At 71.6% G+C, this 25286-nt stretch carries 25 protein-coding genes and 4 tRNA genes; 11 read left to right on the top strand and 18 right to left on the bottom strand.

The window, feature by feature from the left end; genetic code table 11:
- Positions 1–4: 4 nt before the first annotated feature.
- The 4 genes from BTM25_RS23810 to BTM25_RS23825 all read right to left on the bottom strand — a co-directional run bounded on the left by BTM25_RS23810 (position 5) and on the right by BTM25_RS23825 (position 3190).
- Positions 5–928, bottom strand: a complete 924-nt coding sequence (locus BTM25_RS23810; protein WP_103565194.1) for a sigma-70 family RNA polymerase sigma factor — start codon at positions 926–928, stop codon at positions 5–7.
- 17 nt (positions 929–945) lie between these two features.
- Positions 946–1176 carry a hypothetical protein gene (locus BTM25_RS23815; RefSeq protein WP_205648238.1) on the bottom strand — a complete coding sequence of 77 codons (231 nt, stop codon included), beginning with the start codon at positions 1174–1176 and terminating at the stop codon, positions 946–948.
- Between the two features lie 90 nt (positions 1177–1266).
- Positions 1267–2016 carry a sporulation protein gene (locus BTM25_RS23820; protein ID WP_168212223.1) on the bottom strand — a complete coding sequence of 250 codons (750 nt, stop codon included), beginning with the start codon at positions 2014–2016 and terminating at the stop codon, positions 1267–1269.
- 172 nt (positions 2017–2188) lie between these two features.
- Positions 2189–3190 (bottom strand): hypothetical protein, encoded by a 1002-nt coding sequence (locus tag BTM25_RS23825; RefSeq protein WP_103565196.1) that lies wholly within the window; start codon positions 3188–3190, stop codon positions 2189–2191.
- A gap of 139 nt (positions 3191–3329) precedes the next feature.
- Between BTM25_RS23825 and BTM25_RS29325 the strand changes: the two genes are divergently transcribed.
- On the top strand, positions 3330–3560 hold the full coding sequence (locus BTM25_RS29325; RefSeq protein ID WP_146059129.1) for a hypothetical protein: 231 nt from the start codon (positions 3330–3332) through the stop codon (positions 3558–3560).
- A gap of 729 nt (positions 3561–4289) precedes the next feature.
- Here BTM25_RS29325 and BTM25_RS29330 read toward each other — a convergent pair.
- Together BTM25_RS29330 and BTM25_RS23830 are read right to left on the bottom strand one after the other, a co-directional pair.
- Positions 4290–5099 carry a hypothetical protein gene (locus BTM25_RS29330; RefSeq protein WP_146059130.1) on the bottom strand — a complete coding sequence of 270 codons (810 nt, stop codon included), beginning with the start codon at positions 5097–5099 and terminating at the stop codon, positions 4290–4292.
- Positions 5100–5169: 70 nt separating this feature from the next.
- Positions 5170–5241: transfer RNA gene (locus tag BTM25_RS23830), tRNA-Val, on the bottom strand.
- 82 nt (positions 5242–5323) lie between these two features.
- Between BTM25_RS23830 and BTM25_RS23835 the strand changes: the two genes are divergently transcribed.
- On the top strand, positions 5324–6238 hold the full coding sequence (locus BTM25_RS23835; protein WP_205648239.1) for a DUF1684 domain-containing protein: 915 nt from the start codon (positions 5324–5326) through the stop codon (positions 6236–6238).
- 2 nt (positions 6239–6240) lie between these two features.
- On the opposite strand, the gene BTM25_RS23840 is transcribed toward BTM25_RS23835, so the two are convergent.
- Both BTM25_RS23840 and BTM25_RS23845 read right to left on the bottom strand, forming a co-directional pair.
- Entirely contained in the window at positions 6241–7257 is a 1017-nt protein-coding gene (locus BTM25_RS23840; RefSeq protein ID WP_103565197.1) for an ABC-2 transporter permease, read from the bottom strand.
- 37 nt (positions 7258–7294) lie between these two features.
- Entirely contained in the window at positions 7295–7738 is a 444-nt protein-coding gene (locus BTM25_RS23845; RefSeq protein ID WP_103565198.1) for a PGPGW domain-containing protein, read from the bottom strand.
- Positions 7739–8058: 320 nt separating this feature from the next.
- On the opposite strand from BTM25_RS23845, the gene BTM25_RS23850 reads away from it, so the two are divergent.
- Positions 8059–8478, top strand: coding sequence for an SsgA family sporulation/cell division regulator (locus tag BTM25_RS23850; RefSeq protein WP_103565199.1), 420 nt, complete (start codon positions 8059–8061; stop codon positions 8476–8478).
- Between the two features lie 7 nt (positions 8479–8485).
- On the opposite strand, the gene sthA is transcribed toward BTM25_RS23850, so the two are convergent.
- Positions 8486–9889, bottom strand: a complete 1404-nt coding sequence (sthA, locus tag BTM25_RS23855) for a Si-specific NAD(P)(+) transhydrogenase (protein WP_103565200.1) — start codon at positions 9887–9889, stop codon at positions 8486–8488.
- Positions 9890–9991: 102 nt separating this feature from the next.
- Between sthA and ppgK the strand changes: the two genes are divergently transcribed.
- Positions 9992–10735, top strand: a complete 744-nt coding sequence (gene ppgK / locus BTM25_RS23860; RefSeq protein ID WP_103565201.1) for a polyphosphate--glucose phosphotransferase — start codon at positions 9992–9994, stop codon at positions 10733–10735.
- Between the two features lie 3 nt (positions 10736–10738).
- On the opposite strand, the gene BTM25_RS23865 is transcribed toward ppgK, so the two are convergent.
- Together BTM25_RS23865 and BTM25_RS23870 are read right to left on the bottom strand one after the other, a co-directional pair.
- The gene (locus tag BTM25_RS23865) at positions 10739–11575 is read right to left on the bottom strand and encodes an aminotransferase class IV (protein ID WP_103565202.1); all 837 of its coding nucleotides are present in this window, start codon (positions 11573–11575) and stop codon (positions 10739–10741) included.
- The gene (locus tag BTM25_RS23870) at positions 11541–12545 is read right to left on the bottom strand and encodes a chorismate-binding protein (protein ID WP_103565203.1); all 1005 of its coding nucleotides are present in this window, start codon (positions 12543–12545) and stop codon (positions 11541–11543) included. Before BTM25_RS23870 ends, BTM25_RS23865 begins: the two co-directional genes overlap by 35 nt.
- A gap of 192 nt (positions 12546–12737) precedes the next feature.
- Between BTM25_RS23870 and BTM25_RS23875 the strand changes: the two genes are divergently transcribed.
- From BTM25_RS23875 to BTM25_RS23885, 3 genes are all read left to right on the top strand, one after another.
- Positions 12738–12809: transfer RNA gene (locus BTM25_RS23875), tRNA-Gly, on the top strand.
- 37 nt (positions 12810–12846) lie between these two features.
- A tRNA-Cys gene (locus BTM25_RS23880) sits at positions 12847–12917 on the top strand.
- A gap of 32 nt (positions 12918–12949) precedes the next feature.
- A tRNA-Val gene (locus BTM25_RS23885) sits at positions 12950–13021 on the top strand.
- 71 nt (positions 13022–13092) lie between these two features.
- Here BTM25_RS23885 and BTM25_RS23890 read toward each other — a convergent pair.
- The gene (locus BTM25_RS23890) at positions 13093–14412 is read right to left on the bottom strand and encodes a salicylate synthase (RefSeq protein ID WP_235828589.1); all 1320 of its coding nucleotides are present in this window, start codon (positions 14410–14412) and stop codon (positions 13093–13095) included.
- A 303-nt stretch (positions 14413–14715) separates the two neighbouring features.
- Between BTM25_RS23890 and BTM25_RS23895 the strand changes: the two genes are divergently transcribed.
- A complete protein-coding gene (locus BTM25_RS23895) occupies positions 14716–15687 on the top strand; it encodes a terpene synthase family protein (protein ID WP_103565204.1) in 972 nt (323 codons plus the stop codon).
- A 37-nt stretch (positions 15688–15724) separates the two neighbouring features.
- Complete coding sequence (locus BTM25_RS23900) at positions 15725–16906, top strand: cytochrome P450 (protein ID WP_103565205.1); 1182 nt, start codon at positions 15725–15727, stop codon at positions 16904–16906.
- On the opposite strand, the gene BTM25_RS23905 is transcribed toward BTM25_RS23900, so the two are convergent.
- Both BTM25_RS23905 and BTM25_RS23910 read right to left on the bottom strand, forming a co-directional pair.
- On the bottom strand, positions 16869–18416 hold the full coding sequence (locus tag BTM25_RS23905; RefSeq protein ID WP_103565206.1) for an MFS transporter: 1548 nt from the start codon (positions 18414–18416) through the stop codon (positions 16869–16871). The two genes, BTM25_RS23900 and BTM25_RS23905, sit on opposite strands and share 38 nt — an antisense overlap.
- Before the next feature lie 28 nt (positions 18417–18444).
- Positions 18445–19695, bottom strand: a complete 1251-nt coding sequence (locus BTM25_RS23910; protein WP_103565207.1) for a wax ester/triacylglycerol synthase domain-containing protein — start codon at positions 19693–19695, stop codon at positions 18445–18447.
- 226 nt (positions 19696–19921) lie between these two features.
- On the opposite strand from BTM25_RS23910, the gene BTM25_RS23915 reads away from it, so the two are divergent.
- Positions 19922–21499: a (2,3-dihydroxybenzoyl)adenylate synthase gene (locus BTM25_RS23915; protein WP_103565208.1), complete on the top strand. Its 1578-nt coding sequence runs from the start codon at positions 19922–19924 to the stop codon at positions 21497–21499.
- A 6-nt stretch (positions 21500–21505) separates the two neighbouring features.
- Here the strand turns inward: BTM25_RS23915 and BTM25_RS23920 are convergent, their stop codons facing one another.
- Entirely contained in the window at positions 21506–21730 is a 225-nt protein-coding gene (locus BTM25_RS23920; protein WP_103565209.1) for an acyl carrier protein, read from the bottom strand.
- Between the two features lie 123 nt (positions 21731–21853).
- A complete protein-coding gene (locus BTM25_RS23925) occupies positions 21854–22750 on the bottom strand; it encodes an MBL fold metallo-hydrolase (RefSeq protein ID WP_103565210.1) in 897 nt (298 codons plus the stop codon).
- Positions 22751–22832: 82 nt separating this feature from the next.
- Between BTM25_RS23925 and BTM25_RS23930 the strand changes: the two genes are divergently transcribed.
- Entirely contained in the window at positions 22833–23684 is an 852-nt protein-coding gene (locus BTM25_RS23930; protein ID WP_103565211.1) for a LysR family transcriptional regulator, read from the top strand.
- 3 nt (positions 23685–23687) lie between these two features.
- Here BTM25_RS23930 and BTM25_RS23935 read toward each other — a convergent pair whose 3' ends face one another.
- Complete coding sequence (locus BTM25_RS23935) at positions 23688–24641, bottom strand: alpha/beta hydrolase (RefSeq protein WP_103565212.1); 954 nt, start codon at positions 24639–24641, stop codon at positions 23688–23690.
- A gap of 87 nt (positions 24642–24728) precedes the next feature.
- Positions 24729–25286, bottom strand: coding sequence for a TetR/AcrR family transcriptional regulator (locus BTM25_RS23940; protein ID WP_103565213.1), 558 nt, complete (start codon positions 25284–25286; stop codon positions 24729–24731).

Below are 25286 nucleotides of genomic sequence, written 5' to 3' on the forward strand. Positions count from 1 at the left end.
CGACTCATCGCTCCCGGCACGGCTTTTCGGCGGGGAGCCCGAACGCCGCGAAGACGCGCGGGTCGGCGAACACGACGTTGTGCGCGACCCGTCCCGCCGCGACGGTGAGCACCTGGAGGGTGTGCAGGCGGTGCCCGCCGCCGGGGTGCGGCGCGTACGCGGCGAACGCGGGCTGCCCGTTCGCGGTGAGCGTCCGCGTGGCCCAGTCCGTCCCGCGCGTCCGGAAGACCCGCTCCAGGAAGCGGCCGTAGTCCCGGCTCCCTCGGTACCACAGCGGCACCGGCGGCATCTCCAGGACGGCGTCGTCGGCGAGCAGCCGCACCAGCGCGGGCACGTCGGCCGCCTCGAACGCCCGCAGGTACCGCTGGACGACCGCCCGCACCTCGGGATCGTCCGGCTCGGCGACGGCGGCCGCGTCCGCGCCGGCGAGCGTGGAGCGGGCGCGCTGCAGAGCGCTGTTGACCGCCGCGACCGTGGTCGCCAACTGCTCGGCGACCTCGGCGGCGGAGAACGCCAGCACGTCGCGCAGCACCAGCACCGCCCGCTGCCGCGGCGGCAGCACCTGGACCGCCGCCACCCACGCGAGCCGCAGGTCGGCCCGCGCGTCCGCGTCGGCCCGCGCGTCGGGGAACGGCTCCAGCCAGGGAACGTCGAGGGCCGGTGCCAGCGGCGCCTCGGGATCGTCGCTCGGCGAGCCCAGCCCGGACGGCAACGGCCGCCGCCCGCGGCCTTCCAGCGCCGTCAGGCATGCGTTGGTCGCGATCCGGTACAGCCACGTCCGCACCGAGGCGCGCGCCGGGTCGTACCGGTCGCGGGCCTTCCAGGCGCGCAGCAGCGTCTCCTGCACCAGGTCCTCGGCTTCGTGGAAGGACCCCAGCATCCGGTAGCAGAACGCCAGCAGCTCGGCCCGGTACGGTTCCAGATCCACCGGACCATCATGCCCCGTCACAGCAGGCCGTCACGTTGGGCCTGGCAGACGGTCGCGGTGAACCCGAGGCCGCGCAGGAGGGTCCCGGCGGCACGGCCCGCCCAGGGATCGGTGAGCGGCTCGGCGGACGGCTCGCAGGGCGCACCGACGATCCGCGCGATCTCGTAGTCGGTGTCCCGGGCGGAGCTCGGTCGGGCTCTCCCTGCCGCCCGCCGCCGTTCGGAAAGGCCCTGCCCCACAACCCGCACGGCTGATGTGGTCCAACAACCGCGACAACCCGGCAGGTGTCACGCTCGCGTCGAGGAACTCGACCTGTACTGACCGTGGTCACTCGGGCGTCACGAACGTGGTCGGCGCTTGGGCGACAAGTAACGGGGCAGATGGGTGATCCAGGGCTCGGGCAGGGGCACGTATCGCCGGGGCATGACGTTGAGGTCGATCACGGTGACGGTCAACCGCTCGCCGTCGTTGGTGGCGTTGAGCCATATCAGCGCAGTGTCGGACTCGAACCACAGGCCGAATTCAGCCCCGTAACCGAGGGACGTCCTGGAGGGGCGGAGGCCGAGTTCCGCGCAGGCGTCCAGAAGACGTCGGTGGGGTGGGGCCGGTTCCAACCTGACCTCGAAATCAGGTGTTCCGCTCACGGAGGGCGTCGAGAACACCCTGAGCCGAACGTGGTCGCCGCGGATCCGGGTGCCGTCCACGTAGGTGATGGGCGTGTTCAAGCCGATCGGGATGCTGTAAGGGACGGCGACCGACTCTCTGGCGTCCAGCCGCAGGTCGGCCGCCAGTTTCTCGGTGTGCAACACCTCTACGGGCGCACCGTAGAGGTCGTCCCAGCGGCTGACGCAGCGGACTTGGAGCGCCGTGGACAGTGAGGTGATCGCCAGCGGAGCGGCGCCCGCCCGCACCGTGATCTCGCCACTCAGCGTCCCACCGGGGATGGCCCGCAGCCCGTCGGGGTGAATGCGGATCGATGCGTCGTTCGCCATGATCGCAATATCCCACCGCCGTCGCGGCATGGCGAAGCCGTCGAGGCCGCCCGCCAGAGCCACGGCATCGGGAGATCGGCGCAGCTCGGGGCTCATGACACGGTTCTTACCGACACCCGCCTTCATGCGCTCCCCGGCCAAGTCGTGCCGAAGAGCAGCCTGCTAGGCAGACAATGCGTCAGTACCCATTCCAAGCCGTTGCAGCGATAAATCATTTACCAGCGTCAAAACCCCCCAGCCCCCAGTTTCGTCGTCAGTGACGAGACCGTCAGCCCGAGCCCGGCAGATCGTAGGGGAATCCTCCTGGGTAGGCGGCGGCGTTCTGCACGCAGGGCAATTCGGGGGAGACGTTTCCGCGGCACAGCCACGCCACCCCGGTGCTGGTCTGGGCGATGGTGAAGAGCTGGGCCGGGTTCTTCGGCGGCGCGAGGACGCGGAACGCCGCTGACTTGATCAGCTTCGTGCGCGCCGTGCCCGCCGAGTGATAGACGGCTTCGAGGTCCCAGCGGCAGGAGCGAGTACCGGTGAGGACTGAGAGGTTCACCGCCCAAGAGGGCTGGCCGTTGCCCAGCTCGACGTTCTTGTCGGTGAAGAACGGCTTCAGGCTGTCGTTGCTCTGGTCCTGGGGGTTCTTCACCACCGACTGGAGTTCGAGGGTCCTGTGTAGTGGCGACAGATCCAGGGCGACGTTGTCGTTCTCGCCCGCTCCCTGCGCGCCGAGGTAGAGGACCGCGGGCGCGTCGGACTCCTGGCACCTGACGTTGACCGCCCTCAGGTCCCTGATGTCGACGGAGTCCTGCAGACCGCTCTGGAAGGTCATGGCGAACCTGCTCCAGGCGTTCCACACGTTCTGCGGGGCGTCGCTTGCGTCGGATCCCGTGTTGTGGGGAGAGTAGTACTTGCGCGGGGGCGACCGGCTGAACGCGATCACCGGAGCCGGATTGAAGGTTCTCAGGATGCGCCGGACGGCGTCATATATGTCCGATTTCCCGAGGGTCGAGACGATCTTCACCTGCTCCACGCGGGTCAAGGGCCGGTCGAAGACGACGAACAGCGGCGGGACGAAGTTCGTCTGGTCCAGGTCGTCAAAACGTGTCGTGGTGACCGTGAACAGCGCCGGATTCGCGGTGGAGCCGAGCCTGGGGCAAATGACGGTATTGCCGTTGCCGTTGGCGTTGCAGGCGTTCCCGGTTCCCTTCGTCGTGTTCGTGCCACCCGTGGAGTTTGCGCAGGCGGCGAGGAGCAGGGCCGCGGCCAAGGTTCTGCCCATACGCATACCTCTGCAGGCGCGCGCCAAGGGTGGCCTCCGCGATCGTAGGCGTTGTGAATCCCGATGCTGCCGGAGCAACCACTTGCCCCGCAAGACCGTCAAAGGCATGACGTAGCGACGAGAAGTCACAGGAGTTGACATGGTCACACCGGCACCGGGCGGTGAGCAGGGCAGCGGCGGTTTCCTGGGTTGGCTGGGAGATCATCGCTGGGCCGGCATTTCGGCGATCGCGGGGATCGTCGCGATCGTGGTGACGATCCTCCTGTCATCGTCCGGAGGTGACAACACGACCCAGGGGAACGGAAACACCTGCAACGCCAACGGCAACGGCAACACCGTTGAATGCGTGCCCAGCAGCAAGGCACCGTAGACCAGCTATGGCAGACGGGCGCGGGTCCGCTAAATCCGACGCCGCGCATGGCGTTGTCACGCCTCCGGTCGACGGCGCGGATGCAGCCGAGCACGACCGGGGCTGTTGGGCGCCCAGGGGCCGTGGCGGGCGATGATGGAGACGGGGACGCCACGACGCGCCGCCGTGCCTTTCAAGCGTAGCGGCCGCCATTGACGGCTCAGGTGGGATCGGGGATGCCGGGGTGGGCGGATGCGGTCGTGGCGGGAAATGGGTCATTCTCCGCCACATCAGAGTGTCGGGCCTCCCGGCTACCGTGCCGGCACGTCTGACACGTTGGCCGCTCCGCTGCGGGATCCGTTGCCCGGCCCGGCGCCGCCAGCCCCGCGCGGGTTGTCCGGACGGCTACAGCGCAGAGCGCGCTGGCCGCTCACTGTGTGCGCACCGCCAAGCTTTCTCGGCGGTGTGTGGAAGGCCTCGCGGCGTTTTGGAGTCACCTCAGTGCCATCGGCAGAACGCCAGACGGGGATGGCAAAGCGCTGGTGTTCGCCACGCGGAACGGCACGGCGCAGAGCGTCGGCAGCGTCCGGCGCGAGTTGCGAAGGCCGAACTGGTCGCGGACGACTGGGCTCCGCGCGAGCTGCGCCATAGCTTCGTGTCCGTCCTGTTGGACAGCGGAGTTGAGTTTGAGCCGATCTCTCGCCTGGTTGGACACCAGGGGGCGGCCGTCGCGGAAAAGGTGTACCGACACTAGATCAGACCCGTCATGGACGACGGCGCGACGGCGATGGACCGCATCTTTCCGAGCGTGGCGGGCGGTGCGGATGAATCTAAAGAGCCGACAGAGTAGCCCCCAGCCGTATGTAGAAGTTCGATTGTTTGTTTGCCTAATGTCGTGAGTACCCACCGTTCGCTCTTTCCTTTAAGGAAAGCGCGAACGGTGGGATCGCGCACCAGGCCACCGCTTACCAGAATGCCAATGAACGGGTTGATTACGTCGGCAAATTCGGGAAGCTCTCTAATGAGATCCTCTTCTCGCCAACCGAAGTTGGCCTCTCCCGGCGTGGGTGGCGCTTTCTTGGTGAGCGTCTCCAAAATCCTGGCGTGTGGCTCTTCAATAGTCGTCAACACGTCTGCGAGCAGAATTGCGATGTCGAACTTGGCATCGTCCCAAAGGCCCATCGCAAGGACGTGGCCGAGGGCATGCACTTTGGTATCGAGATTGACCGTGTGGCTAGCGGCGGCAAGAACGCGGGCAAAGAGTTCTGTCATCGCATCTGATGACTCAACTCGCGCCTGCAGTTCCTCGAGTCCGTAACCCGATACAGAGACGGCGACATTTACCGTCTCGACGGCTCTTTGAGTGCGTGCTTCGTGCGACCGCTGGTCTAGAACAATCACTTTCTTGAGTGTCGGGCCGAAGAAGGGAGCAAGGAAGGCAACTGGGTTGCCGCCGCTCGCTGCGAACGCAACGCTGCCGGTCACGGCGGCCGTGACCCAGTCCGCAGTCGTCGATGGAGTGACGGTAGGTGGCTCGTCAGGATCATCAGGTTGGGACATGGTGGGAGCCTCTGTCAGGCAGCACAACCACGAAGGCCGGTCCACGATGTGAACCGGCCTCTGACCTGGGTGGGCGATACTGGGTTCGAACCAGTGACCTCTTCGGTGTGAACGAAGCGCTCTCCCACTGAGCTAATCGCCCGGGACGGTGTGCCGCTGGGGCGTTCCGTCGTGGAAAAGCCTAGCGCATCCCGTGGGGTCCCCGCGCATCGTTTGGTCGGTGGGTGGCCGGGTGGACGAGGGAAGTGTACATTTTTGGTAGGGATGGTTGTCTAGCGGGGCGGCGTGCGGGGCGGTCTCTGTTTCGCGGCAGGGGTGCGCCGCTGTTCGATCTTCCTTGCACCGGTCCGTTCGCCTTCGACATGCATCTGAAGGAGAGCATCGTGAGCACCGACGAGGACGCATGGAAGCTGTGGCATGAGGAGCGGTTGCGCGCGGTGCGGGCGCCGCTCGGCGCGCTGTCGATCACCGGGACGCACTGGGTCGCGGACGAGACGCGCATTCCGGGTGTTCCTGGCGTGTGGGGGCCGCATGAGGCCGGTGTGCGGTTGAAGGCTGTCGCGGCGGACGGGATCCGTGCGCACGGACAGGTGCTGGAAGGGGTCGTCGTACTTGAGGCGGGCACGCCCGGTCTGACGGTGGGGGACCGGACGTTGGCTGTGCTGGTCCGCGACGGTGTGCCGGCTGTCCGTGTGTTCGACTCGGCGGCGGCGAACCGGCTGACGTTCGACGGGATCGAGACCTTCGACTTCGACCCGGCGTGGACGGTTGCCGCGACGTTCACGCCGTACGACGCTGAGCGCGCCGCGACCGTGCCGAACGCGGACGGCGTCCGCCGTGCGCTGGTCCTTGCGGGTGACGTGGCCTTCGAGCTTGCGGGAGAGCGCAGGACGCTCGCGGTGTCGCGCTCGGCCCAGGGCCTGAGCGCGGTGTTCGGTGACGCGGCCAGCGGGAGCTCCACGTTCCGCTTCCTCGATCTTCCCGAACCGGACGCCGAGGGACGAACCGTGGTCGACTTCACCAGGGCCTACCTGCCGCCCTGCGCGTTCACCGACCACTCGCTGTGTCCGTTCCCGCCGCCCGGCAATGTCCTGGACGTGCCCGTGACGGCGGGGGAGCGGTCCGTGCGCCGCGTCTGACCTCAGGACGCGGGCCGTCCGCCCGGATGCCGGTGCCGCCAGACGACGAACACGACAAGGGACACGATGCTCCACGCGGCGAGCACGAGATACGGCTGCACATGCTGGTGTCCGGAAAAGTAGACGGCCGTATGTTGCGCGCTTACCGACGCGCCGGGCGGCAGCCACCGTCCGATGGCCCCGAGCCCGGACGGCAGCAGCGGCCATGACACCGCGCCGCCCGACGACGGGTTGCCGAGCATGACCATCAGCCCCCACGTCGGAAGCATCGCCCAGCGTCCGACCAGGGTGTTGAACATGGTGAAGACCATCCCGCTGGTGAACAGCGTGAACGACAGGATCGCCCACGACAGCACGAACGGCAGGGCGAGGACGCCGAGGAGCCAGTCCACGACGGCGCCGATCGCGAAGCCGCCGAGCAGCGAGTACGCCGCGATGAACCCGATGCGCTCGGCCGGGTTCAGCGGACGGGCGTGGACGCTGAGCTGGATCGCCCCCACGAACCCGATGATCACGGCGGCGAGTGAGATGTAGAAGAGCGCGAGCCCCTGCGGATCGGACGACTGGAGCGGCTTGACGTTCCGCACGGAAAGGGGGATCCGGGCCGCGGCCGAGGCCGTCGGCGCCGCCTGGACGAGCACCCGCGCCACCGATGCCCCGGCGGCGGGTGCGATGTCCAGCCGGGCCGCCGCCGGGCCGGCCGTCAGAATCGCGAACCGGCTCTGCTCGTCGACGGCCCGCCGCGCCGACGCGTACGACGGGTACGTCCGGACGGCCAGCGTCGTGGACATCGACCGGTCCAGAGCGGTGACCAGGGCGTTCGCCCGTGCCGGAGTGCCGACGACCGCGATGGGCAGATGCCGGGGCGCCGGGTTCGCCATCGCGTAGGTGTAGGACCCGGCGAACAGCCCGGCCGCCGCCGCCAGGATCAGCGTCAGGACGAGCGCGGACAGGTACGGCGAGCCGCGGAACGCGTCCCAATGCCGCCGGGGCGTCCGCTCACGAGCGTGTTTGCGCACGTCAACGGCCCTACCCGGAGGCGGGTGGCGCTAAGGATCAGGACCAGGGCGTCCAGTCGGCGACGTGCCACGGCAGGTTGAAGTGGTACAGGCACAGGTACGCGATCACGGCCGCGCCGCAGACGAGCCCGCCGAGCACGGCGAGGACCGAGTTGCGGCGCTTGGTGCGCGGGTCGAGCGCCTTCTCCTTGGCCTTCTCGGCGGCGACCTTGGCGTGGTGGAGCGCACGCTGCGCCCAGGCGAACTCGGACGCGAGGATCGCCAGGCCGACGATGATGCCGAGGATGCCCGGGCCGGGCGCGACCATCATGACCAGGCCGCCGATGAGGACCGTCATCCCGACGGTGAAGACGCCGATGCGCCAGGTGGTGTTGAGCAGCGCGTTCCGCCGGATGCGCTCCCGGAAGCGGTGCAGCCTGCCCGGCTCCCCGGTCTCCTCCGGGGGCGACGACGGTGTGTCGTTCTGCTGGTTGATCGCCACGTTTTTACCCTACGCCAGAGGACTCACGACTTCGGGCGTCCGCGCCGCCCTCACCCCCAACGACCGAGCACCCTCGATCGTCACACACGGGATGTTCTGTCGCAGGGCGAATACCCCGCACCATCCGGCATGTTGCCCCCTTTTGTGCAGGTCAGGGGGGAGATTGACATACGTGAGATAGATCACACCGCACGCGGGGCGCGGAATGTTCCCACAAGTCGGCCCCGTTACGCGTCATAGATCCAGGGGACATCCGTCAGAGGGGTGTCTCCCATCCGGAACACCCGCGCACGCCGGGACCGACGTCTGAAGGATTGGCCATGAACAGCAGTACCTCCGTGTCCGCAGAGCTGGGCCTTCGCCTCGTCGTCCCCGACCGCGCGTCCGTCCCGCTGCTGGCCGGGCTGGAGTACGCGGCCGACGACCCGTACGCGATCCGCATGGCGTTCTACGTCGGCGACGACGAGCCGGTCGAGTGGATCTTCGCGCGCGAGCTGCTGACCGTCGGCATCGTCCGCCGCGCCGGGGACGGCGACGTCGAGGTGTGGCCCGCGGGCCCCGAGGCCGACGACACGCTGAACCTTGCGCTGTCCTCGCCGTTCGGGGACGCGCTGTTCGAGGTCCCGCTGTCGTCGCTCGCGGAGTTCCTGCACCGCACCTACCGCGCCGTCCCGGCGGGCCAGGAGAGCGACTTCATCGACATCGACGCCGAGCTGGAGAACCTGCTCTGGTCGTCGTGACCGGGCGTCAGTCCACGAGCCGCGCGATGTGGCGCATCTTGTTCGTCGCGTCCAGCGCCGCGACCTTGTAGGACTCCGCCAGCGTCGGGTAGTTGAACACGGCGTTGACGAGGTAGTCCACCGTCCCCCCGAGCCCCATCACCGTCTGGCCGATGTGGACGAGCTCGGTGGCGTTCGTCCCGAAGACGTGGACGCCCAGCAGCGAGCGGTCCTCCGACGAGACGAGCAGTTTCAGCATCCCGTACGAATCCCCGATGATCTGACCGCGCGCCAGCTCCCGGTAGCGCGACACCCCCACCTCGAACGGGATCTTGGCCTCCGTCAGCTCGTCCTCGGTCCGTCCCGCGAAGCTGATCTCCGGGATCGTGTAGATGCCGATCGGCTGGATCTCGTGGATGTCGGAGACCGGTTCGCCGCAGGCGTGGTGCGCCGCCAGCCGGCCCTGCTCCATCGACGTGGCGGCCAGCGACGGGAAGCCGATGACGTCCCCGACCGCGTAGATGTGCGGCACCTCGGTGCGGTAGTCGTCGTCCACCTTGATCCGGCCGCGGTGGTCGGCGTCCAGCCCGGCGGCGGCGAGCCCCAGGTCGTCGGTGACGCCCTGCCTTCCCGCCGAATACATGACCGTGTCGGCGGGGAGACGTTTGCCGCTCTCCAGGACGGCGATGGCGCCGCGCGCGTGCCGCTCGACGGACGCCACGGCCTCGCGGAACCGGAACGTCACCGCCAGGTCGCGCAGGTGGTACTTCAGCGCCTCGACGATCTCCAGGTCGCAGAACTCCAGCATCCGGTCGCGCCGCTCGACGACGGTGACCTTGCTGCCGAGGGCGGCGAACATCGACGCGTACTCGATCCCGATCACCCCGGCGCCGACCACGACCATGGTCTCGGGGATGCGGTCCAGGTGGATGATGCCGTCGGAGTCGATGACGGTCCGGTCGTCGAACTCGACGGTCGCCGGACGGGCCGGACGCGTCCCCGTCGCGATGACGATCTTCCCGGCGGTGTAATCGTGGACGCGGCCCTCGCCGTCCTCCACGGTGATCGAGTGCGGGCCGGTGAAGCGGCCGTGGCCGCTCAGCGTCGTGACGTGGTTGCGGGCGAGCTGGCTGCGCACCACGTCGATCTCGCGGCCGATCACGTGCCGCGTGCGCATCCCGAGATCGGCGACGGTGATGTCGTCCTTGACCCGGTAGCTCTGCCCGTACAGTTCGCGCTGGTTGAGGCCGGTCAGGTAGAGGACGGCCTCGCGCAGCGTCTTGGACGGGATCGTTCCCGTGTTGATGCAGACGCCGCCGATCATGGTCGCCCGGTCCACGATGGCGACGCGCCGGCCGAGCTTGGCGGCGGCGATGGCCGCGCGCTGCCCGCCGGGGCCGGATCCGAGCACAAGGACGTCGAAGTCGTTCACGTTCCTCAGTGTCGCAATCGCGGGGCCCGCTTATCAGGTGGACGCACATTCCGGATCCGGCCGGGTTCGTTGAGGACGCTCCGAAAAGGGCAGAATCACGCCATGAGCTTGCTGGGCATCGACATCGGCGGATCGGGCGTCAAGGGCGCCCCGGTGGACCTCGCCACCGGGGCGTTCGAGGCGGAGCGGATGCGCATCGAGACCCCCCGTCCCTCCGAGCCGAAGGCGGTCGCGGCGGCCGTCGCGCAGATCACCGCGCACTTCGGCGGGACGGGACCCGTCGGGGTGACGTTCCCCGGCGTCGTCCTGCACGGCGTGACGCGGACCGCCGCCAACCTCGACCGGAGCTGGATCGGCGTGGACGCCGCCGCGCTGTTCGGCGAGGCCACCGGACGTCCCGTCAGCGTCCTCAACGACGCCGACGCCGCCGGGATCGCCGAGATGCGGCTCGGCGCGGGCCGCGGCGCGCAGGGCACGGTCGCGATCTTCACGCTCGGCACCGGCATCGGCAGCGCGCTGTTCACCGAGGGCGTGCTGCTGCCCAACACCGAGTTCGGGCACCTGGAGCTGGACGGGCACGACGCCGAGACCCGCGCGTCCGCCAAGATCCGCGAGGACGAGGACCTGAGCTGGGACAAATGGGCGCACCGTCTCAGCGTCTACCTCCGCCACGTCGAGAAGCTGATCTCGCCGACGCTGATCGTGCTCGGCGGCGGCGTGAGCCGCAAGGCCGACAAGTTCATCCCGCTGATCACCGGGGTGAGCGCGCCGATCGTCCCGGCCGCGCTGCACAACAACGCCGGGATCGTCGGGGCCGCGATGGTCGCCGCCGCCGCGCGTCCCTGACGGTCAGGGGTCCATCACCTCGGCCGCCCGCGCCGCGAACGTCTCCATCGCTTTGGCGGTGATCGGGCCGGGCGCCGCCGGGAGCGCGACGCCGTCCACCAGCGCGATCGGCTGGAGATCGCGCGTGGTGGAGGTCAGGAACGCCTCGTCGGCGTCGCGCAGCGCGTCCAGCGAAACGTCCTGCTCCTCGCCGCCGCACCACTCCAGCGCCAGCGCCCGCGTGACGCCCGCCAGGCAGCCCGCCGACAGCGGGGGAGTGACGAGCCGTCCGCGCCGGACGACGAACACGTTGCTGCCGGTGCCCTCGCACAGGTTCCCGGCGAGGTTCCCGAAGATCGCCTCGCCCGCGTCCCGCCGCGCCGCATGGTCCAGCGCGACGGCGTTGTCGGCGTAGGACGTCGTCTTCAGCCCGGTCAGCGGGCCCCGCTCGTTGCGCGGCCACGGGACGACCGCGACCGCCGCCGTCGCCGGGAACGGGCGCTGCTCGGCGGCCGTCACCACGACCGTCGGCCCCGCGTCGCCGCGCGCCGAACCGAGCGGGCCCGGACCGCTCGTGTACGTGACGCGGATCCGGCCGAGCGGCCAGCGCGGCGCCGCCGCCAGTACTTCCAGGACGCCCTGGGCGATGGCGTCCTGGTCGGGTTCGGGCAGTCCGAGTCCCGCCGCCGACACCGCGAGCCGCCGCAGGTGCCGGGTCAGGGCGAACGGCTCGCCGCCCGTCGCCTTCACCGTCTCGAAGACCCCGTCGCCGACGAGGAAACCGTGGTCGAGCACCGACACCGTCGCCTCGCGCGGGTCGACCAGATCACCGTTGATCCAGACCTTGCCCTGCTCCGTCACCGGAAGCCACCTCCAACAGCCGAGCCGCCTTCAGCTCGGTCTCCCGCCATTCGCCGGCCGGGTCCGAGCCCCAGGTGATGCCCGCGCCGGTGCCGAGGCGCAGCATGCCGTCCTCCGCCCAGAAGGTCCGGATGCCGACCGCGAGGGCACCGCGCCGGGCATCGGCGTCGACCCAGCCGATGGCTCCACAGTACGGCCCGCGCGGGACCGGTTCGAGCTCGGCCAGCAGCGCCAACGCGCTCGCCTTGGGCGTCCCGGTCACCGAGCCGGGCGGGAACGTCGCGGCGATCAGCTCGGGCCAGCCCGTCCCCGGCGCGAGCCGCGCCCGGACGGTCGAGACCATGTGGACGAGCCCCGGATGCTCCTCCACCGCGCACAGCTCCGGCACCGTCACCGAACCCGTCGCGGCCGTCCGGCCGAGGTCGTTGCGGACGAGGTCCACGATCATGACGTTCTCGGCGCGGTCCTTCGGGAGCAGGCCCGCCGCCGTCCGCGCGGTGCCCTTGATCGGACGCGACTCCACCACGTCGCCGTCCCGCGCCAGGTACAGCTCAGGGGACGCCGACGCGATCTCCAGGCCCGGGACGCTCAGCGTCATCGCGTACGGGGCCGGGTTGCCGCGCGCCAGCCTGCTCCCGAGGCCCGCCATGCCCGCGCCCGCCGGCAGCGGCGCCGACAGGACGCGGCACAGATTGGCCTGGTACACGACGCCGTCGGCGATCTCGTCCCGGATGCGCCGTACGCCCGCCGTGTACGCGGCACGGTCCAGGGACGACGTCCACGCGCCGGGAGCGCTCCACGGGCCCTCCGGATGCGGGGCCCGGCGGACGTCGGTGAACCGCACGCACGTCACCTTGCCCTCGAACGTGACGGCCACCGCCCACCAGCCGCCGCCCTCCAGCGCGGCCGGATCGCTCGTCGTCTCCGCCGGTCCCGTCGCCAGCACGCCGCCGGCGTACGCGAAGTCCATCCCAGTCCGCCCCCGCCGTCCGCTCTCGGGACCAGTGTGCCGGGCGCCGTGGCCCGTGCCGTCGTCCGGGGCCCGACCTCGGGAAAGCCCCGCGCGGCCTTAACCGGTTTGGGGAACGCGGCGGAACGCGCTAGTGTTCTGCATGTCGCCGCGAGGGACCGGCCCGGAAGGGACCGGAACCGAGCAGCACACGCGGAAGTGGCTCAGGGGTAGAGCATCACCTTGCCAAGGTGAGGGTCGCGGGTTCAAATCCCGTCTTCCGCTCTGAGGGCCTCGGGGCTTTGCACGGCAGGGCCCGCTCGGTGGAGTGGCCGAGAGGCGAGGCAACGGCCTGCAAAGCCGTGTACACGGGTTCAAATCCCGTCTCCACCTCAACCGTCGTCTTCCCCCCGGGGAGAACGCGCGGGCGATTAGCTCAGTGGGAGAGCGCTACCTTGACACGGTAGAGGTCACTGGTTCAATCCCAGTATCGCCCACGAGTCGGGCCGTCGTGGTCGGTGCTTCGCACCTTCCCCGGCGGCCCGCAGTGTTTTCCGGGGCTCCCTTTCTACGTCGGTGTTCCGTCTTCGGACGCGACCACGTGGGGGGCGATGCTCGTCAGCTTCTCGCACGTCTCCTCGAATTCCCTTTCCGGATTCGAGGCGCCCACGATTCCCGCGCCCGCGCGCAGCCATGTCCGGCCGTCCTGGCGGTAGAGGGCGCGCAGGACCAGCGCGCAGTCCAGTGCGCCTTCGTGGGTCACCGAGAGGGCCGCGCCCGAATAGAGGCCGCGCGGTTCGTCCAGGCGGGTGATGGCTTCGATCGCCTGCGCTTTGGGGACGCCGGACGCCGTCACGCCCGGGAAGAGGGTGTCGAGCGCGTCCCAGGACGTGCGGTCGCGGGCCAGCGTGCCGGTCACGGTGGAGCCCAGGTGCTGCACGCTGCCGCGTTGTTTGACGGTCATGAAATCGCCGATCCGCACGGTTCCCGGGGCGCAGATCCGCTGCAGTTCGTCTTGTGCGGTGTAGACGGAGATCGCGTGCTCGAAGACCTCTTTCGGGTCGTGCAGGAGCTCGTTCCTGAGGCGGGGGTCGTCGTCCGTCCGGTTGAAAGCCCGGGTTCCCGCCAGCGGGTCGGTTCGTACGCGTCCGCCCGCGGTCACCAATGCCAGTACTTCTGGGCTGAAGCCGAGCGCCTGGTGGTCGCCCAGTACCGACAGGAACGAGCGGGCCGGCGTGTTGGCCCGGCGTCCGCGTACGTAGGTGGCGATGACGTCCACGGGGAACGGCACGTCGACCGTCCGGGAGAGGATCACCTTCTGGTAGCGGCCCGCGTGGATCTCGGCGATGGCTTCGGCGACTCGTTCCCGGTAATGGTCGCCGTCGGTGCGGATCTGCACTCTGGTCGGTGCGGCCGGTTCCGGTGCGCCTTTCGCCAGCGCGGCGGTGACGCGTTCGACCTCGTCGCGGTCGCCTCCCGTGATGTGCGCGGTGCCGTCGTGGACGCGGACCTCCACGCGCGGGACGAGCAGGTGGGCCAGGCGGCCGGCCGGGCGGCGGGCGGCGAACTCGAACGCGATCCAGCCGTAGGCGTTCCACGTCGGCAGGGGGCAGGCGGCGAACGCCGCGCGTAGCGCGTCGGCCGGACGGCCCGACCACGGGCGCACGTCGCGGGGCGCGTCCGGCCAGGCGGTGCTCACCGTGTCGGCTTCGAGGATCACCTCGCCCAGCGCGCCGCCCGCGAACGTCCACATGCCGGGCTTCTCGTAGACGACGTATTCGTCGAACAGGTTCGACCCGGCCAGCGCCGCCATCAGCAGGACGGGGGACGCACCGGTCGCCACCACCCGTTCCGTGCGTTCCGGGCGCTCGACTGGTGGGACGGTCACGGGGTGGCTCCCTTCGGGCCGGGACGGCTGACGCAGCCGTTCCGCAAGAGTGTGGTCACGATCCGTGAATTGTCCATGGCCCGCTCCGGTAGAGAACCCTTGCCCCACCAGTCACAATGACACAGCGTCATCGACTGGATACCTCGCGCCGCGTTAGGGGTAGGGTCCGAGGACACGTCGGCCGCCTGACAAGCGTTTCGGCGGAATGCGGAGTGTCCCTGCCGTCAGGTGTTCGGGCACGCTCCCATCTCGCGTCCGGATCCCGCCCGGGTGTGCTTCTTCGCTTCTGGAATCGAGCGTCCCATGACCACCTCCACGCCGTGTCCGTCCGTTCCCTCGCTGGCGGGGCTGCTGCCCGGGGTCGAGCCGCCGGTGGCCGAACCGGGGTTGCGGGAGGCGGCGGAGCGCCGGTTGCGCGACTGGGTCCGCCGCTACGACCTGACGCCCGGCACCGACGAATGGCTCCATCTGACGCTCGGCGCCGACACGGCCGCCTGCTGGCCTACGGCCGACATGGACGTCGTGGACCTGTCCGCCCGGCTCTACTTCACGTTCATCGCCGTCGGCGAGGTCGTGGAGGAGGTCGCCGACGGCGCGGACCTCGCCCGGTTCGTCCATCTGCTGATGGCGCTCACGACCGTCCTGGAGGAGCCCGGGCGCGTGCCGGACGGCCGGGGCTTCGACGCGGCGCTGGCCGACGTCCTCCGGCGCAGTGCCGTGATCCTTTCGCCGCGCCATCAGGAAGACCTGCTGGCCAGCGTGCGGTCGCTGCTCGGCGTGTGGCATTGGGAGGCGCACCACCGCGTCACCCGGACCTGGCCCGGCGTCGACCACTATCTGACGGCCCGCCGTCATCTGTCCCTGATGTGGCTGACGCGGACGCTGGCCGAACCGCTCTGCTCGGTCACCATCACGCCCGGTTCGCGCCACTACGACGACTTCCTCCGGCTCAAGAAGGCGGCGACCCGGGTCATGGTGATCCACCACGACCTCGCGTCCTACGCCAAGGAGCACCACGCCGTCGGGGGCGTCCCGTTCAGCCTGCCCGGTGTGCTCATGCACGCCCACGGCTGCGACCTTCCGTCCGCGCTCGACCGGACGCGCCGGATGTTCACCGAGGCCGCCGCGCGGGCCGTGGACGTCCTCCGGCCGCTGCTGTCGTCACCGGATCCGATGATGCGCCGGTACGCCGACGATTCGGCGCTCTTCCTCGTGATGACCGACGCCTGGTACGCGTCCGTGGCGGCGGAACGGTACGTCGCCCCCGTCCGGTGAGACGCGTGCCCGGCGATCTCCGAAAAGGACAGTGAACATGCCCGATGTGCCTCTTCCTCGGCTTCCGCTGGAGCGACCGGACCTGCTTCGTCCCGCTCCGCTGATCCGTGAGTTCCACGACCGCGACGAAGTGCGGCGCGTGCGGACGGTGGTCGGCGACGAAGCGTGGCTCGTCACCGGTTACGCGCACGTCCGCGCGCTGCTCGACGACGAACGGCTCGGCCGTTCCCACCCCGAGCCGGCCAAGGCCGCGCGCGCCGGGAACGCCGCCATCTTCTCCGCCCCCGGCAAGAACTTCGACCGGGAGAGGCAGGAGCACGCGCGGACGCGGAGCTTCTTCCAGTCCCATTTCACCGCCCGGCGCATGCAGGACTTACGTCCGCGCGTCGAGCAGCTCACCGGGGAACTCCTCGACGGGATCGAGCGGCACGGCCCGCCCGCCGACCTGCAGAGGGATCTGGCGACGCCGCTGCCCATCGCGGTCATCAGCGAGGTGCTCGGCGTTCCGCACGACGATCGCGGCAAGTTCCGCGCCTGGTCCGAAGCCGCGACGAACACCGCCGACCGCGACGTCTCCCTGCAAGGGCTGGCCGAGCTGTACCAGTACGGGACATGGCTCGTGGAACGCAAGCGGAAGGAGCCCGGCGACGATGTGATCAGCCGGTTGTGCGCTCGTCCCGACGCGTCCGACGACGACGTCATCACCGTCCTGTGCAAGCTGCTCATCGGCGGGCACGAGACGACGGTCGTGCAGATCGGCTGGGGCGCGCTGTTCCTGCTGGCCGACCCGGGGCGGTGGGCGGCGCTCGTGCGGGACCCGTCGGCCGTCCCCGGCGCCGTGGAGGAGATGCTGCGGGCGCCGATCACCGTGCCGAGCGGCGTCGTCCGGTACGCCCGCACGGACCTGGAGTTCGCGGGCGTCCGGATCGGCGCCGGGGACCTCGTGCTGCTGGACACCGGCGCGGCGAACCATGACCGGCGCGTGTTCGAGGACCCCGACGGGTTCGACGTGGCGCGGGACGTCAACCGGCATCTGGCCTTCGGGCACGGCCGCCGGCACTGTCCGGGCGCGCCGCTGGCCCGGCTGGAGCTGACGGCGGTGTTCTCCCGGCTCGTCGCGCGTTTCCCGTCCCTGCGGCTGGCGGTTCCGGCGAGCGAGCTGAAGGTGCGGGAGCACGGGCTCACGGCCGGGCTCGTCGCGCTTCCCGTGACGTGGTGAGCGTCCGCGCCATGCTCCACGCGACCGGGACGGCCGCCGCGCCGACGAGGACGGCACCGGCCAGCGCGCATCGGGTCATGCCGTGGACGAAGGCGTCCTTGGCCGCCGCCACCGCCGCCGGCCCGGGGCCGCCCGGGACGTGCGCCGCCGCCAGGAGGGCGTTGACGTCGTCGTCCGGGACCGCGCCGCGCAGGTCGTGCAGGCGGTGCGCGGAGACGGCGGACAGGGCCGACCCCTGCACCGCGATCCCGAGGGCCAGGCCGACCTGGCGGGTGACGTCGTTGAGCGCCGACCCCAGCCCGGCGCGCTCCCCGGGGAACGCCGCCATCACCATCTCGGTGCCCGCCGCCAGGATGACGCCCGCGCCGGTTCCCAGCAGCACGAGGTACACGGCCAGCGCGCGGTAGCCCGACGCGGTCGTGAACGTCGCCAGCAGGGCGAACGCCGCGGCGAGGGTCGTGAGGCCCACCACGATCGCGGTCCGGTCACCGAACCGCCCGAGCTTGTTGAGCAGCGGCAGCGCGATCGCGGCGCCGACGACCATGCCCGCCGTCGCCGGGAGCGTGCGCGTCCCGCTGCGCAGGGCCGAGTAGTCCAGGACGCCCTGCATGTAGAGGTTCAGGATCAGCACCGAGCCGAAGACCAGCGCGGAGACCAGCGCCATCACCGCCAGGCCGAGCCGGACGCGCGGCGCGCGCAGCAACGACAGCGGCAGCATCGGCGCCCGGCAGCGCGCCTGCCACACCGCGAACGCCGTGAGCAGCACCGCCGCGCCGGCGAACGCCGCGAGGACGGCCGGGCTCGTCCAGCCGTGCCTCGGCCCGGCGACCACGGCCCAGACCAGGGCGCTCAGCCCGGCGGTCGAGAGCAGCGCGCCGCGATGGTCCAGCGGGGACGCGTCGGCGTCGCGCGACTCGGGCACCATCCACGCCGCCAGGGCCGCCGCCGCGACCGCGATCGGCATGCTGCTCCAGAACGCCGCGCGCCAGGACGCGTGATCGACCAGCCAGCCGCCCGCGACCGGTCCGAGCAGGCCGCCGACGCCCGCGACCGCCGCCCAGACCGCGATGCCCCGGCGCCGCAGGTGCGGTTCGGGGAAGACGTCGATGATGATCGACAGCGTCGCGGGCATCATCAGCGCGCAGCCGGCGCCCTGCACGACCCGCGAGGCGATCATCTGCGCGGGGTTCGTCGCGGCGCCGCCCGCGACCGAGGCCGCCGCGCACAGCAGCAGCCCGGTGACGAAGACGCGGCGCCGCCCGATGCGGTCGCCGAGGCTTCCCGCCGCCAGGACCGTCCCGGCCATGACGACCGCGAAGGCGTCGACCGTCCACTGGACCTCGGCCGTGGACGGGCGCAGGGCCCGTTGCATCGCGGGGATCGCGACGTTGAGGACGGTGCCGTCGACGCCGATCAGCAGCAGCCCGGTGCACGCGACGGCGGTCGTCGCCCAGCGCCGGGCCAGGCGCGCGTTCGCCGGTTCCGGGTCGGCGAGGCTCTGCACGGTCATGGGCGCGGCTCGTTTCCTGAGGTCGGTGTCACGTGTGGAGGGCGCACAGCTCGGTCAGCGCGGCACGCCACAGGGCGCCCAGCCGCTCGGGGCCGGCGGCGGCCGATCCGGCGAGGGCGGCGTCGACGGACGCCACCGCCGTCACCCGCGCGCCGTAGAAGACGATCACGACGGCGAGGCGCACCAGCGGCACCGGCGCGGGCGTGATCGCCACCGCGCGCACCGGCGCTCCGTCGACGGTGAGCCCGGACGCCACGCGCAGGGTCGTCACGAACTGGCCGACGACGCCGGCGCGCTCGCACTGGCCGACCACCGTCCGCAGCAGCGCGTACGGCACCGACGGCGCCAGCGCCCGCGCGAGCGCGCGGTGGAGGGCGATGCGGCGCTCGCTCGTCTGGTCGACGACCTGCCGCAGGTGCTCGCGCGGGGACGGCGCGCCGCAGGGCAGGTCCACGCGCAGCAGGCCGAGGTGGTGGCCGAGCGCGCCGCTGCGTTCGGGCGGCCACAGGTTCATCGGCACCTGGACGGGCAGCGACGCGCGGCGGTCGGCGCGGTCCGGGGGCGTCCAGGCCCGCAGCGCGCCGGTCAGCGAGGCCAGGCAGACCTGGTTGACGGTCGTCCGCCCGGCGCGCGCGACGGTGAGCAACTGCGCGGTGTCCAGTTCGACGGCGTGCATGACGAAACGGCCGGTGGGCGTCCGCGCGGGCAGCGGCCACGGCGTGCGGCGGCGGCGCGCGGGGCGGCGCAGGGCCGGGAGCGGGAACGCGCGCGGACCGGTGCGGCCCGGGTTCGGCGGAGGCTCGGGCAGCCGCCTGCGGCCGAACAGCGCCTCCACGGTGCCGACGACGGCCGTCCCGTCCTGGAACATCGTGTGCGAGCGGTAGCACAGGGCGTACTCGCCGGGCGCGTGGCCGTGCAGGAGCGTCAGGTCCCACAGCGGCCGTCCGGCCGGGAGGGACGGCAGGTCCAGCGCGGCGGCCCGGACGTCGGCGCCGGGCTTCAGCTCCCGCTCGCGGATCTGCGGGCGGACGTCGAACGGCTCGATCCGGACCCAGCGCCGCCGCCGCCCGTCCGGCCGGTACCGCAGGACGGGCACGCGGTCGATCCGGTCGGCGATGTAGGCGCACAGATCGGACAGGGCCGGGGCGGGGCCGTCGACGGTCAGGATCACGCACGCCGCCGGGGGCGCCTGCGCCCGCGCGGCGACGTCCCCGGAGACCCGGTCGATCGCGGTGAACGGGACGGTTCCCGGCGGCGGCGCGGGACGGAGAATCGGCACCTGCGGCTCCCTCCAGGATCGGCCCCTCATGAAACTCCCGGCGGCGCGGGAACGTGCCGTGTTCGGCGTGACTGTGGCCGCGTCGGCATATTCATCGGGCGGCCGAGTAAGAATCGGCGCCGCGCGTTACCGGAAATGCGGATATCGCGTCATGAATCGCGGTCGAAGAAAGCGCGGAGAGACGTCATGATGAAGTTTTCTCGGCGACGCGGGAGGTGCCGCGAGCATGGACGGTTTCACGCCCTGGCCGCCGGAGTTCGCGGCCCGCTACGAGGCGGAGGGCCACTGGGGGCGGGATCTGCTGGGCGACGTCCCCGGCGGCGCGCCGGGCCGCACCGCGCTGGTCGCGGGGGACACCCGGCTGACCTACGCGGAGCTGGACCTGCGCGTCCGGCGGGCGGCGGACGGCCTCACCGCGCTGGGCCTGCGCCGGGGCGACCGGGTGATCGTCCAGTTGCCCAACTCCGCCGGGTTCGCGGTGGTCTTCCTGGCGCTCGTGCGCAGCGGCATCGTTCCCGTCCTGGCGCTGCCCGCGCACCGGGCCGGCGAGATCCGGGAGCTGTGCGCGCTGACCGACGCGCGCGGCTATTTCATGAGCGAGACCGACGGGGACTTCGACGTCCGTCGGCTCGCCCGTTCTCTTCCGGTGGACCATGTCGTCGTGGACGGCGACGCGGGGGAATTCACCACACTCGCCGACGTCGAGGCGGCGGGCCGCGCGGACTCTGTGCCGGAGCGTCCGGAACCGGGCGACGTGGCCGTCCTGCTCCTTTCCGGCGGAACCACCGGGTCCCCGAAACTGATCCCGCGAACACACCGCGACTATGTCTACAATCTTCGCGCGAGCGCGGAAGTATGCGGATTCGGCCGGGACACCGTCTATCTCGCGGCCCTTCCGGCGGCGCACAATTTCGCGCTGGCGTGCCCGGGGATCCTCGGCGCGCTGCACCGGGGCGGCACGGTGGTGATGGTGCCGACGACCTCGCCCGCCGAGACGTTCCCGCTGATCGAGCGGGAGCGCGTGACGGTGAGCGCGCTCGTCCCGCCCGCCGCGCTGCTGTGGGCGCGCGCGGCGGCGCGGACCCGGCACGACCTCGCGTCCCTGCGGCTCGTGCAGGTCGGCGGCGCCCGGCTCGCCCCCGAGCACGCCGCGACGGTGCCGCGCGCGCTCGGCTGCGCGCTCCAGCAGGTGTTCGGCATGGCGGAGGGCCTGCTGAACTTCACCCGCCCGGACGACCCGCCGCATCTGGTCGAAGGCACGCAGGGACGCCCGCTTTCACCGGCCGACGAGATCTGCGTCGTGGACCCCGGCGGCGCCCCGGTCCCGCCCGGCGAGGTCGGCGAACTTCTCACCCGGGGCCCGTACACGCTGCGCGGCTACTACCGCGCGCCCGAGCACAACGCCCGCGCCTTCACGCCGGACGGCTTCTTCCGCACCGGCGACCTCGTGCGGCGGCTCCCGTCCGGGCATCTCGTGGTGGAAGGACGCACGAAGGAGCAGATCAACCGGGGCGGCGAGAAGTTCGCCGCCGCCGAGCTGGAAGGGCACCTGCTCGCGCATCCGGCGGTCCGCGACGCGGCCGTCGTCGGCCTGCCCGACCCGGTGCTCGGCGAGCGGACCTGCGCGTTCCTGGTCCCGCGGGACGGGACGCCGCCGCCCGCGCTCGCGGCGATCAAGGAGTTCCTGCGCGGCAGGGGCGTCGCCGCGTTCAAGTTCCCGGACCGGATCGAGGCCGTCGGCTCGTTCCCCCTGACCGGCGTCGGCAAGGTCGACAAGAACGGCCTGGCCGCCCGGCTGCGGTAGCCGCCCTCAGCCGCCCGACATCAGGTGCTCCAGCTCCGCGACGGTCGTCGTGGCGTTGAACTCGGTCTCGTCCAGCCAGACGCCGAAGTCCTCCTCGATGCGGACGCGCAGCCGGAGCAGGGCGAGCGAATCCAGGCCCAGGTGCTCGAACGTGTGCTGCGGCCGCAGGTCCGTCCGGTCGATCCCGGCGTCCTCGGCGATCAGCGCCGCCCAGGATCGGTCCTCGCCCATCGGCGCTCCTTGTCGTGACGAGCCAAGAGAAACGGGCGAGCCCGCCGCCGGTTCATTGCCGGTCCGGCGGTCACGAAGCGTGACGGCACGTCTGAGGCCAGTGGCCCGGAGGACAGCCCGTCGTCACCTCGCCGCGTGCTCGGCGCACAGGCAGCCGACGCCCCGTTCGATCCACTCCCGGCCGGACCACTCCGGATGGCGCTCGATCAGCAGCGCCCGGACCTCCGCGGCGACGGCGTCCTCGGCGAGCGCGGAGTCGCGGCGGCGCCAGGTCTCGTCGCGCAGTTCGCGCAGGTAGGCGGCGACGTCGGTGAGGATCTCCGGGCCGCCGGGGGCGCCGTGGCCGGGGACGACGACGGCGGGACGGGACGCGGCCAGCCGGTCCATGACCGTCAGCCAGCGCACGCCCGAGACGTCGGTGTCGTGCGGCGGGAACCACGGGAAGATGGCGAACTGCCCGGTCTCGGCCAGGTCGCCGGTGAACAGGACGCCCGCGTCCGGCACCTCGATCACCTGGTCGCCCCGGGTGTGGCCCCGGCCGGTGGGCCGCAGCCGGACGATCCGGCCGCCGAGGTCCAGGTCGTACGCGTCGTCGTAGACCACGTCGGGGACGGGCACTTCGGCACCGTCCAGGCGGCGGGCGATCGCGTCGCCGAGGCCCCGGAACATCTGGAGGTAGGCCGCCCCCTTGGCGCCCAGATCGTCGGCCTGCGCGCGGTTGACCAGATACGTGGCCCGGCCGGCGAAGGCGTGGGCGCCGAACGCGTGCTCGGGGTGAAAATGCGTCGTCGTCAGAAACAGCCGACGGCCGCGCGCCACCTCATCGGCCAGCGCGAGGACCTGTTCGGCGTTGGCGGTGCCCATTCCCGTCTCCACGACGAGAACGGCCTCGGCGCCGCCGATGATGCCGATGTTGGGGACCAGCGGGACGTCGCGGTTCGGGACGATCAGCAGGTCGCGGGCGATCTCGTCGGCGTCGGTGACCCGGACGGCGGGGTCGGGGAGCTGTTCTTCGGTCATGCCCCGATTGCACCGCCGCCGCGTCCCGGACGTCCAAGACCGTTTGCGCGGGTGCGATGCCGTCCGGGTATCGTCGCCGGTCATGGAGCTGCGCACGCTGCGCTATTTCGTCGCCGTCGCGGAGGAGCTGCACTTCGGCCGCGCCGCCGCCCGGCTGCACATGAGCCAGCCGCCGCTGAGCCGCGCGATCCGGCGGCTCGAGGACGATCTCGGCGCCGTCCTGCTGCACCGCTCCCCGGCGGGCGTCGCGCTCACGCCCGCCGGGAAGGTGCTGCTGGACGAGGCGCGCACGCTGCTCGAACGGGCCGAGGGGGCGCGCGTGCGCGTGGCGGCGGTGGCGGGCGCCGCAGCGATCACTGTGGGGATCCTCGGGGACGGCGCCGATCCCGGCGCCGCGCGGCTGGCCGCCGCCTACCGGCGAAGGCATCCGGGCGTCGAGGTGCGCGTCCGCGAGGCCGACCTGACCGATCCGACGTGCGGCCTGCGCGCCGGACTGGTCGACGTGGCGTTGACCCGCGCGCCCTTCGACCCGGCGGGCCTCGCGGTGCGCGAACTGCGCGCCGACCCGGTGGGCGCGGTGCTGCGCGCCGACGATCCGCTCGCCGCCCGCGACCGCCTCGCCCTGGCCGACCTCGCCGGCCGCCGCTGGTTCCAGTTCCCGGACGGCACCGACGCCGCGTGGCGGGCGTACTGGAACGGCGGCGAGCCGCGCGAGGGCCCGGTGGTGCGCGGCGTCCGCGAGTGCGTGCAGGCCGTCCTGTGGAACGGGACGGTCGGCCTGAGCCCGCTCGGCCACGACCTGCCCGCGGAACTGGCCGTCGTCCCGCTGGCGGGCATGGCGCCGAGCCGCGTCGTGGTGGCGTGGCAGGCGGCCGACCCGAACCCGCTGATCAGGTCGTTCGTCCAGATCGCGACGTCGGTGTACCGGAGCTGAGCGTCAGGCGGCGGTGGTGCCGACGGCGCTCGGCGCCAGGTAGGTCCGGACGAACGACGCGATGTCGCCGATCGCCCGGTCCGCCTCGGGGATGACGCCGGAGAACGCGGCGAACACGTGCACCTGCTTCTCGAAGATCTCGACCTTGTGCGGCACGCCGGCGTCCGCCAGGCGCTGGGCGAGCAGGTCGGTGTCGTAGCGCAGGGCCTCGTGCGAGCCCGACACGACCAGCACGGGCGGCAGCGTGCGCAGGTCCCGGTCGGCGGGGGCGGTGACGTCGCCCTCGGACAGGAGCAGGCGCTTGAGCCGCTCCAGGCGGTGGACGGGGATGTAGGCGTCCTTGCGCGTGTACGGGAACGCGGCGCGCTCCACGTGGTCGAGGGTGACGAGCGGGGCCAGCGTCGCGATCGCGGCCGGCACGGGCCGTCCCTGCTCGGCGGCGGTCAGGGCGGTGTTGAGGGCCAGGAAGCCGCCCGCCGAGTCACCGCCGAGCGCGATGTGCTCGCCCGCGATGCCCTGGGCCAGCAGCCACTCGTAGGTCTGCTGTGCGTCGGCCACCGACGTGGTCAGGGGCGCCCCGGGAAGCTGCCGGTAGGCGACCGAGAAGGCGGTGACGCCCGCCGCCTCGGCGATCTTGGCGATCATGCGGCGGTGGGTCTTCAGGCCGCAGAAGAAGAACCCGCCGCCGTGGAAGTACAGCAGCACGCGGGACGGGTCGGCGTTCGCGGGGCGGATCCACTCGCCGTGGAAGCCGTCGAACTCCACGCGCTCGATCTGCGTCCCGCGCGGCGTCCGCATGACCAGGGGCGCGCCCAGCTCGAACACGCCCGCCAGGCGCAGGGTGCTGCGCGTCAGCGGCATGCCGAACAGCCACGGCTTGATCGCCAGCCGCAGGAAACGCTCGAAACTCCGCGCCCGGCCGCTGCGGCCCGGGACGAACTCAACCACTGGATCCATGTGGGTACGCTGCCACACGCCGGGCGCCGGGGTTATGCAGTCGGCGACGAATCCGCGCCGCCGAAACTGAATCCGGCGACGCCCCGGTCAGGCGCGGACCCCGTCGGTGACCAGCCCGAGCAGCCGCACGGCGAGGTCGCGGCGGTCGGGGCCCTCGGCGATCAGCGCGATCCCGCCGAGGACGAGCAGCAGATCGTGGGCGTCCACCTCCGGCCGGATCGTGCCGCGCTCGGCGCCCGCCCGCAGCAGGACCGCGAGCGCGTCGCGGAGCAGGCCGCGGGTGCGCATGCGGTCGTCCTCGGACGTCAGGACGGCCCGCAGCGCGTCGCCCATCGCGTGCTTGGCGGCCATGAAGTCCACGAACCGCTCCATCCACTCCCGCAGCGCGTCCAGGGGCTCCAGCCGTTCGAGCAGGGCGGGCGCCGTCGCGCACAGCCGGTCGACCTCGCTGCGGTAGACCGCCTCGATGAGCGTCTCGCGGCTCGGGAACCGGCGGTAGAGCGTGCCGATGCCCACCCCCGCCTCCTGCGCGATGGCCTTCAGGGACGCGTCCGGCCCCGAGCGGGCGAACGCCCGCGCGGCGACCTCCAGCAGACGCGACTCGTTCTGCCGCGCGTCGGCGCGCAGCGGCCGTGCCGGTGGCAT

It is taken from the genome of Actinomadura rubteroloni (assembly GCF_002911665.1).
Classification (GTDB): Bacteria; Actinomycetota; Actinomycetes; order Streptosporangiales; family Streptosporangiaceae; genus Spirillospora; species Spirillospora rubteroloni.